General features: G+C 62.6%; 1 protein-coding gene and 1 pseudogene. One reads left to right on the forward strand and one right to left on the reverse strand.

Annotated elements, in window-relative coordinates; translation table 11 throughout:
* Positions 1–2: 2 nt before the first annotated feature.
* Positions 3–1,355: pseudogene (locus OC159_RS19905) on the reverse strand (IS5 family transposase).
* On the opposite strand from OC159_RS19905, the gene OC159_RS19910 reads away from it, so the two are divergent.
* Positions 1,278–1,474, forward strand: a 197-nt coding sequence (locus tag OC159_RS19910; RefSeq protein ID WP_265502964.1) for a hypothetical protein, incomplete at its 3' end; no start/stop codon positions are given. The pseudogene OC159_RS19905 and the gene OC159_RS19910 overlap by 78 nt on opposite strands.

Raw genomic sequence — 1,474 nt, forward strand, 5'->3', positions numbered from 1 at the left:
GTTCAGGCTGAACAACGCTGTCCGTCGGCGCGATTGCCAGTTGCTGTCCTGCTCCCCGGCAGGATGGCGGCGTATATGGCGGCCAGAATGAAGGCCAACAAAGCCCTGAGGTGGGCGAGGATCTTGCGGATGTTGTGACCGCAGCCGCAGAGCACGGCGAAGATGGCGTCGCCGGTCGTGCCTTCAGCGGGCAGCGCGACAGGCGGCCGTCGGTTTTCATGTGTCCGATCTCTGGCTCGATGGCGCTGCGCCGCCTCAGCAGCTTTTTCAGCGCCGGGGTCGGACCTCGGCGGGTGCCGCTGATCAGAACTTTCGTTCCCGAGACCCGATGGCCGCGATATCCACGGTCGACAACGGCCAGGTTCGGGGTCTGACCGGTCAGGATGGCAACCTGTTCCAGAGCTTCGGGCAAGGTGTGTCCATCGTATGGGTTGCCCGGCAGGGCGCGCATGCCGACGACAAAGCCTTCGTCGATGGTGGTGGTCAGGCTGACCTTGGTGCCGAACTCGTATCGCTTGCGGGCCTTGCCTTTTGAGATGCAATCGACCTCGGGTTCGTGCAGGGCGTAGATCTTGCCGCGGCTTGCGGGCGCCTGATGGAGCAGACGGCCACGAGCACGAGGGTGTCCAGAACACGCTCGCGAAAGGGCCCCTGCGGGACGTCGGCCAACTGGTGGCGAATGTCGCGCAGGACACGCCCGGTGTATCCCTTCAGCTTCTTCAGAGTCTTGCGCAGGCGCTTGAACTGCTTGGCATGGGCGTGAGCCGCCCGATCTGCAGGGCCAGGCGGTTGTAGTTCTGCCGCAGCGTGATCCCGCCTTCATCGGCAAGGGCCGCAAGCTTGCAGCGTGCCTTCTCATACAGGCGCCCATCGGTCGGGTGGGCGATGTTCTTTTCCATCACCGTCGTATCCACTGCGACACCCGACAGGCTGCGATCCTTTACCGTCCCTGACCTGCGCCCGGCTTCGATCGTCTTCGTCAGCAGCCACTCGGCCCCTTCCTCGCCGATCCGCTTGCGCCACCGGGTCAGCGAGGACGGGTCGATCGGTGGACGGTGCTGAAAGAAGGTTTCGCCGGTGAAATGCTGATAATAGGGATTTTCGACCCAACGGGCGACGACGGCTTCACCCGACAACCGAAAGGCATGCCGAAGATACAGCAGCCCCGCCACCAGCCGCGGCGATGTGGCTGGACGGCCCGTCGGGGAAGGAAAGAAACCGGCCCATTCAGTCTCGAAGAACTCCCAGTCAATCAGCGCGGCCAGTTTCGCCAGTTCATGCCGCAGATCGATCATATCGGTCAGGCGGGGGCGCAGGAGATCATCCTGCTCTTCAGCGCGCGGATGAGGCTTCATCACAGCTCCGGAATTCGCAAGGTTTCAAGCCTCAGCATACGAAACCTTGCAATTCCACGCTACCGTCTTGGCACAATCACCCAGCAAATGCAGGTCGTTCCGACTTATTCAGGGCGAAC

Origin of the sequence: Paracoccus beibuensis (assembly GCF_026162625.1) — a bacterium.
Lineage (GTDB): Bacteria > Pseudomonadota > Alphaproteobacteria > Rhodobacterales > Rhodobacteraceae > Paracoccus > Paracoccus beibuensis.